Origin of the sequence: Almyronema sp., assembly GCF_052168255.1 — a bacterium.
GTDB classification, from domain to species: domain Bacteria; phylum Cyanobacteriota; class Cyanobacteriia; order Phormidesmidales; family Phormidesmidaceae; genus Sphaerothrix; species Sphaerothrix epifaneia.
In genome coordinates, this window is record NZ_JBQLZL010000078.1 from 1 (window position 1) to 7422 (window position 7422).

Consider the following 7422-nt stretch of genomic DNA (forward strand, 5'->3'; position numbering starts at 1 on the left):
TGAAGCTCGACAACACCATTGGGATTAAAGAAAGGTACAGATGAGACTGACGAAATGTATGCAGAGCAAAGACTGTTCAATTCAAAATCGAAAATCCAAAATCGCGAATTGATATAAGACACTACTTTCTGCTTTGCAATATCAGCGGGTACGACGAAGTTCAGCTAATCGAAACGCTATAGAGCAGTGTCCCCCCCTTGACTCTGTCGGAGGCTGTCAATCTACCTGCAATGCTGGAGATTCCGTCGATGAAATGGGTTCAACTGGAGGGTTGTAGCGGGCAGCGTTGATCCAAATTACCGATAGCAATAGACCCACACAGCAACCCGCTAAAAAGACCCAACCATGGGACGTTTCTAAAACACAAAGCAAGCGTCGGTTGCCGCCATACACCTGTATGACCCATCCCTCATCAGTGTTTAGTTTGAGCGGAGATTTTTTAGATTCAAACTTGTTCATGGTTTACGCTCCATTATCGGGTTTGCGTATTGCTTCATGTTGAGGTTCGCATCATCTGCTTACATAGCTAAAGGCTGAAGGCTGAAAACAGAAGAAAGCTTTTATATCAGGGGCGCTTATAGCTATGTGAGTGTTTCAACGCTTGAGGCTACGGTTATAACAGCCACGTCGCTCATTGGTATAGCCAATGGCTGCTTCGCTGAGATTAACGTTCTGCAGATAGACAACACAGCTACCCAGAAGCCCGGGGCAGACCCCGGCTTCTTGAGTATGCGTCGTCTCGCTTCAACAGCCGTCTGGCCCACAGAACTTGTGCGCGTACAGCACCTCCGCGTCACAGATGTAGGCAATGCCCGAATAATCGTCGAAAAACTCTAATGCAACCCGATCCGAAATTCTCAGAGCCATATCCTTATCTTCGGTAAGCACTTCGAACTTGATATTCGAGTTGGTGTCAGAAACGCTGGGCTGTCCCGACGAGCGCACGTTGCGACTCCCTTTACCACCCGTTTCCAAGACTGTGTAACCAGTTGCCCCGGCTTCATCGATGATTTGAGCGATCTTTTTCAGCAACAACTTCTCCGTAATGATAACGAGCTTTTTGGCTGGCTTAGCCATGTGGATGACCTCCTTATGCGTGTATTGATTGAACGAATTGATTGCCGGACTGGGAAACACCGACAGACGGCGACTTGTCTGGGCTTAGCTCCCCCCCATTGTTACCTGAGCCAGCCCAATAAAGAACGGGATGCACACGGCGATCGCAATAGGTGTGCCAATAGCGGTGGACGCACCAATGTAGGCAGAAGGATTAGCCGTTGGGATACCGCCTCGTAGGGTGGGCGGCCCAGAGATATCTGAACTGGAGGCAGCAATAACGGCTAGGAGGGCAACACCGCCAGGGCTGAACCCCGTCGCGTAATGAGCAATCATGCCAAGGCCGAAGGCAATGAACCCGTGCAGTATCGGTGCTAATACAGCATAGACGGCATACCATTGGGCGACTTTGCGCAGTTCACCGAGTCTGGCCCAAGCTTCCATCCCCATGACCAGCATCAGAATTGAAAGCAGACCACGGAAAAGAGGCTCGTAAAAGTTTTCAAAGACACTTTCTGGCCGAGTTAGCAGACCTAGAGCAAGGCCGAGCAGCAGTGCCGATAGTGCCGATCCCTGAAGACTATCCTTGATAATGGGCCAAATCTTGACCCGATAGCTGGGGGCACCACCCGACTGACTGGAAGCCCCGCCTCTAACACCACCCTGCTCACCAGAATATCCACCTGCAGCACTACGCGGATCAACGGTAGAATATCCACCTGCGGCAACGGGCTGCATACCGCTATACTCTTCTTTCCTGAGATACTCCTCGTTTTTAAGATACTTATCGCGTTTTCGCTTGCTGGTGTAAATGCTGGCCAAGACAATCGCGGTCACAAGCGCTGGAATGTCCATAAAAGGATAGAGAGCACCCGCCCAAGCCTCGTATTGGATGCCTTGTCCTTCCATTACCGTGATGCCGGCAGCGAGGGTAGAGCCACTCACAGCCCCAAACAAGCCCCCGGTCGCTAGAGCGTCTACGGTTCTGATGCCGGGTAGCTTGGCCAAGGTGTAACTCGCAATGAATACAATTAGGATTCCTGTCAGCACAGCAAACAAAGCAGGCAACAACATCTCCGCTATATTGGCGTTGCGAATCGAAATGCCGCCGCTCAGACCGACTTTGATGAGCAGCATGAAGACGATGAACTTGTAGATTGCATCGGGAATGGTCAATTGGCTACCGAGGGCAGCAATGACAATACCGCCAAGCAAAAAACCGAGGGTCGGAGACTGTAACTGAGACCCAAATTTCATCAAAAAATCGGACATGAAATCCATAAATACCTCCTTCTATCTCCCTGTAGTCGGGAAGCGATGATTGTAGTTAGTGAGTCGTCAAAAGGGTAAAGAACTTAGGAGTGCAGCGCTTCACTCCCACAACAAAGGGTTTCGTCAGACACCCTATCGGTAAGAGGCGATAGGGAGGTTCACAGATGGCCACTCTATGAACTTTGGTGGGCGGCGATCTTGAGTCCAACACCGCCATACATAGACTAAAATCTATCTAGATTTCAATCTTCATTTCCTTAAGTCTATACTCAAAGGCTCAGAAATCCGCACCGCCTGACGCAGATTGGCAATACAATGTCAAATCCAACCTATAAGCTTGTGTTATAGGCGTGAATGTTTTCTCTATTTTTAGGCAATGAAAATCAGGATTAAGATTAAAGCTAGACTTTTTCCGCCCATTTGAAGCGATCGCTGATGGTTACCCTACAACTCCGACAGCTAGAGGTGCCCCCCGGTCAACGGCTGCTGCGCCATGATGTCAGCTGGGATGAATTTGAAGCCATTTTAGAAGAACTCGGGGAACATCAGGGTTCTCGAATTGCTTACAACAACGGTTTGCTGGAAATCATGGCTCCATTACCCGAACATGAGGACGATAAAGAAATCATTGGCGACCTACTCAAGGCATTTCTCGAAGAGCTTGACATTGAATTTCGAGCGTTAGGCTCAACCACGTTCAAAAATATTGAAATGCTGAAAGGAATTGAGCCAGCCAGTGTTTTTATATTCACACCCCCGTCGAGCTGGCTGACTGTGTCTATTTAGAGTCTGTTGCTAGCGCTGAAGCTGCCTAGCTGCTTTGCCAGAAGGTCATCACCTTGTCAGGTTGTATCAGTAATAGAAATATAGCAAGGATAGAACACTGAAACGTCTATGGTCACACCTTAGGCAGTATAGCCATGACGACTCCTGAGGGAGTATCGCTACAAGCACAGTGCCTTCAGTCATCATTTTCATGGCTTCACCAAAAGCTTGCAAGAGCCAAAGGTAGTTGACATTTCACTGGTGAGGCCAAAGATAGCCCTTCACCTGATCAACCCACGATTTTTTCATGCAGACATTCTCATCAAGCTTGCCTACGCTTTGCGAAGCGGTCGTGGGATAACCCTTTATGGCAAGAGAGAGCTTGACAGCATGATTACCCATAAGGCATTGTTTGTGGCCTTTAGAGAATTAAGTGGGTTGAGACATTCGTTATGCAAAATCCAACAGCGCTGACGGGCAGCCGGATACAACTGCACTACGCTATCCAGTTTATGGCGGCAACGGGGATGGCTTTGGTAGAAGCTCAACCCGATGGCAGTCAGATGACCCTAGACTGGTGTGATGACTTGAAAGCCTTTATTGGGCAGCGGATTCTGGGCGATCGCCCCTGTTATTTAGCCCTTGACCCAGTGCAGTTGATCAGTCTGATTTTGGATGACCAGCAGCAGGCGATCGCTTCTTTTCCTCTCATCGGCAAAACCATGGAGACTGCCCTCAACTGGCACAAGGCGGAACTCAGCAAACTAGGGGTTGATGCCGAGAAGATTGCCTTTCTCAGCTATCCAAATGATTTTCCCGATCATCCTCTAGCCCATGGTGCGCAGTTTGCCTCAGGTGACGAAGAGGGGCGAAAGACTGTAGCCGCTTACTTTGCCGTCACCTATCCCTTGTTGTATGGCATCATCATTAGCCAAGCAGGGGCTTCCCCGATTTACATCTGGCCTCACCACTTTGATATGGCCACCCTCGTCACCTTGGCTGGCGAGGGAGCGTCTGCCCAGACCATTGGCGCGGGCTTTTCCCCTGGAGACAACGGCTACAATCAACCCTACTGGTATGTCACCCCTTGGCCTTATCCCGATAAGCAAGCCTTGCCATCCTTGGCGGTGGGAACCTGGCATACCGAAGGCTGGATTGGAGCCATCTTGCTGGCCGATGAGTTAGCAGAGGCCACATCGGCCACTACTCAGCAAACGGTTAAAACCTTTCTGGAAACCGCTGTGAGTGTCTGTCACAAGCTACTGACGTAATTCCAAAATTCAAAATTCGCAAGGAGCATCCCATGACTGCTGAACACCAGCGACTGCGAGACACCCACTGCCATAGCGTTCCCTGGAAAAAGTGGGGGCCGTATCTGAGCGATCGCCAGTGGGGTACTGTCCGCGAGGACTACAGTGCTACGGGGGAAGCTTGGGACTATTTCTCTCATGAGCAGTCCCATGCCCGTGCCTATCGCTGGGGCGAAGATGGACTCTTGGGCATTTCTGACGAAAAGCAGCGGTTGTGCTTTAGCTTAGCCTTGTGGAACGGCAACGATCCGGTTTTAAAGGAACGGCTGTTTGGTTTAACGGGCAACCAGGGTAACCACGGGGAGGATGTCAAAGAATACTATTTTTATTTAGACAGCACCCCAACCCATTCTTACTTAAAAGCGCTCTACAAATATCCTCAGGCTGAATATCCCTATGGTTGGCTAGTGGCAGAAAACCAGCAGCGAGGCCGTCACGCGCCGGAATTTGAGCTGCTAGATACAGGGGTTTTTGCGGGCGATCGCTACTTTGATGTCTTCGTCGAGTATGCCAAAGCCAGCAGCGACGACATCCTGATTCAAATTTCGGTAGTGAATCGGGGGCCTGAAACCAAAACGCTGCACGTACTGCCCCACCTCTGGTTTCGCAATACCTGGTCATGGGACGAGAACAGCGAGCAGCCAAAAATCAAAGTCGCCGCTCATCACTTTGGCTACAGCACTTTAGCAGCTCAGCATCCTGAATTGGGTATCTATTGGCTTCACTGCCAGAGCCATGAGAATTGGACTAAGCCAAGCGATCGCCTCCTCTTCACCGAAAATGAAACCAACTATCTCAAGCTATTTGGCGTTGAGAACTCGACGCCTTATACCAAAGATGCCTTTCACCGCTACCTGTTAGAAAACGACGCAACAGCCGTGAATCCCAACGGCTGGGGAACCAAAGCTGCTGCCCATTACACCCTCAACATGGCTGCAGGTGCCACCCAGACTATTCGCTTACGGTTAAGTTCTGCCGAGTCCCAGGCCGATCCTTTTGCCGATTTCGAGGGGCTGATGCAAACCCGCATCCAAGAAGCCGACGCGTTTTACGACAAAATCGCCCCGTTTTGCAAGTTCAGCGATAGCCGTAACGTGCAGCGTCAGGCGTTTGCTGGACTGCTGTGGAGCAAGCAATACTATCGCTTTAATGTCAAGCGCTGGCTAGAGGGCGATCCCACTATGCCCGAACCTGCTGCAGGACACCAGTTTGGTCGCAACCGTCAGTGGCCGCATCTAGACGCGGACGATATTATTTCCATGCCCGACAAGTGGGAATATCCCTGGTTTGCGGCTTGGGATCTGGCCTTTCACTGTATTCCTCTGGCGGTTATAGACCCCGACTTTGCCAAGCACCAACTCGACATCATGACGCGGGAATGGTACATGCACCCTAACGGTCAAATCCCCGCCTATGAATGGGCCTTTGGCGATGTCAATCCACCCGTTCATGCCTGGGCTACCTGGCGAGTGTATAAAATTGAGCAAAAGCAGAAAGGTACAGGCGATCGCGCTTTTCTAGAACGGGTATTTCAAAAGCTGCTGCTGAACTTTACCTGGTGGGTCAACCGCAAGGATGTCGAGGGCAGCAACGTGTTTGAAGGCGGCTTCCTGGGCTTAGACAACATTGGCGTGTTTGATCGCAGCGCCCCCCTACCCACAGGCGGCTACATCGAGCAGTCCGACGGCACTAGTTGGATGGCTATGTACTGTCTCAACATGCTCACGATTGCTTTAGAGCTAGCACGAGAAAACCCCGTCTACGAAGACATGGCCACTAAGTTTTTTGAGCACTTTATCTACATCGCCGACGCCATGAACCATATCGGCAGCGACAAAACCGAACTGTGGGATGAAGAAGACGGCTTTTTCTACGATGTGCTGCACTTGCCCAATAGCGATCGCCTGAAGCTAAAAGTGCGATCGATGGTGGGACTGATTCCTCTGTTTGCCGTTGAAACCCTAGAACCCGACTTACTCGAAAAATTCCCCGGTTTCAAAGAACGACTGGAATGGTTTGAAACCCATTATTCCGAACTGAGCCACAATGTCGCCTCGTTCATTGAAGAAGGAGTGGGTAAGCGCAGATTGTTGGCGATCGTGCACCCCGACAAGCTTCAGCGTATTCTCACCAAAATGCTGGATGAGTCTGAGTTTCTAGCTCCCAACGGCATCCGTGCCCTCTCCCGCTACCATCTCGACCATCCCTACACCTTCTATACCGATGGCACTGAACATCGGGTAGACTACGAACCCGCCGAATCCAGCACTGGACTGTTTGGCGGCAATTCCAACTGGCGCGGGCCAATTTGGTTCCCTGTGAATTATTTACTGGTTGAGTCTCTGCAAAAGTTTCATCACTATCTGGGTGACTCCTATCAGGTGGAATGTCCTGCAAGGTCGGGCACTTACAAATCTCTTTGGGAGGTTGCTCTGGATTTAGAGGATCGCATGATCCGCATCTTCCTCAAAGATGGGGCAGGCAAACGTCCCGTATTCGGTGGCACTGAACCTTTTCAGCGGGATGTCCACTGGAAAGATTACCTCCTCTTTCATGAATATTTTCACGGTGACAACGGTGCGGGTATTGGGGCGAGTCATCAAACCGGATGGACGGGGCTGGTAGCCAAGCTCATTCAGCAGTACAGTCAGTATGCATCACGTTAAATTTGCCAGGGTATTTTCCTCCAAGGAAGCTTGATCAATTCTCTTCAAGCTATAAGCATAATGCTTATAGCTAAAGGCAAGTAGAAGGTTGAGATCTGAGGGCTTAAGCGGGTGTTTAAAAAGCCAATGGTTGTAATTTTGGGCACTCATCAATCCCGCCTAGTCTTTCTTGGAAAAAGGGAAAATCGACTCGGAAGTTCCCCTTTTTTAAGAGAGATTTAGGGGGATCTAGACCGTTTTGCTACGCAGCAGATATCTTTTCAAATAGCCTCTAATGCTTTTGGCTACAGCTTTATTCGTTTTGTCATTTCTTTGCTGATGAAATCTAAGCGAAACAAGAAAGCCCCAGCCTA

Annotated in this window: 5 protein-coding genes and 1 pseudogene; 3 read left to right on the forward strand and 3 right to left on the reverse strand. The window is 50.1% G+C overall.

Annotation, left to right across the window (positions count from 1 at the left end):
• Window positions 1-216: 216 nt before the first annotated feature.
• The 3 genes from ACTS3T_RS17675 to ACTS3T_RS17685 form a co-directional block, all read right to left on the reverse strand.
• Complete coding sequence (locus ACTS3T_RS17675) at window positions 217-459, reverse strand: hypothetical protein (protein WP_377963028.1); 243 nt, start codon at window positions 457-459, stop codon at window positions 217-219.
• Between the two features lie 285 nt (window positions 460-744).
• Window positions 745-1077, reverse strand: a complete 333-nt coding sequence (locus ACTS3T_RS17680; protein WP_377963026.1) for a P-II family nitrogen regulator — start codon at window positions 1075-1077, stop codon at window positions 745-747.
• An 84-nt stretch (window positions 1078-1161) separates the two neighbouring features.
• Entirely contained in the window at window positions 1162-2337 is a 1176-nt protein-coding gene (locus ACTS3T_RS17685; RefSeq protein ID WP_377963024.1) for a sodium-dependent bicarbonate transport family permease, read from the reverse strand.
• A gap of 426 nt (window positions 2338-2763) precedes the next feature.
• Between ACTS3T_RS17685 and ACTS3T_RS17690 the strand changes: the two are divergent.
• The 3 genes and pseudogenes from ACTS3T_RS17690 to ACTS3T_RS17700 form a co-directional block, all read left to right on the forward strand.
• Window positions 2764-3077 (forward strand): annotated as a pseudogene (locus ACTS3T_RS17690) (Uma2 family endonuclease); the annotation flags it as partial.
• Window positions 3078-3545: 468 nt separating this feature from the next.
• Entirely contained in the window at window positions 3546-4364 is an 819-nt protein-coding gene (locus ACTS3T_RS17695; RefSeq protein ID WP_377963022.1) for a hypothetical protein, read from the forward strand.
• Window positions 4365-4396: 32 nt separating this feature from the next.
• Window positions 4397-7069, forward strand: coding sequence for an MGH1-like glycoside hydrolase domain-containing protein (locus ACTS3T_RS17700; protein WP_377963020.1), 2673 nt, complete (start codon window positions 4397-4399; stop codon window positions 7067-7069).
• Window positions 7070-7422 lie beyond the last annotated feature (353 nt).

Excerpts from the sequence above, each read along its gene's own strand:
- ACTS3T_RS17685 (WP_377963024.1), bottom strand. The coding sequence starts at position 2,337 with ATGGATTTCATGTCCGATTTTTTGATGAAATTTGGGTCTCAGTTACAG.
- ACTS3T_RS17680 (WP_377963026.1), bottom strand. The coding sequence starts at position 1,077 with ATGGCTAAGCCAGCCAAAAAGCTCGTTATCATTACGGAGAAGTTGTTG.
- ACTS3T_RS17695 (WP_377963022.1), top strand. The coding sequence starts at position 3,546 with ATGCAAAATCCAACAGCGCTGACGGGCAGCCGGATACAACTGCACTAC.
- ACTS3T_RS17700 (WP_377963020.1), top strand. The coding sequence starts at position 4,397 with ATGACTGCTGAACACCAGCGACTGCGAGACACCCACTGCCATAGCGTT.
- ACTS3T_RS17675 (WP_377963028.1), bottom strand. The coding sequence starts at position 459 with ATGAACAAGTTTGAATCTAAAAAATCTCCGCTCAAACTAAACACTGAT.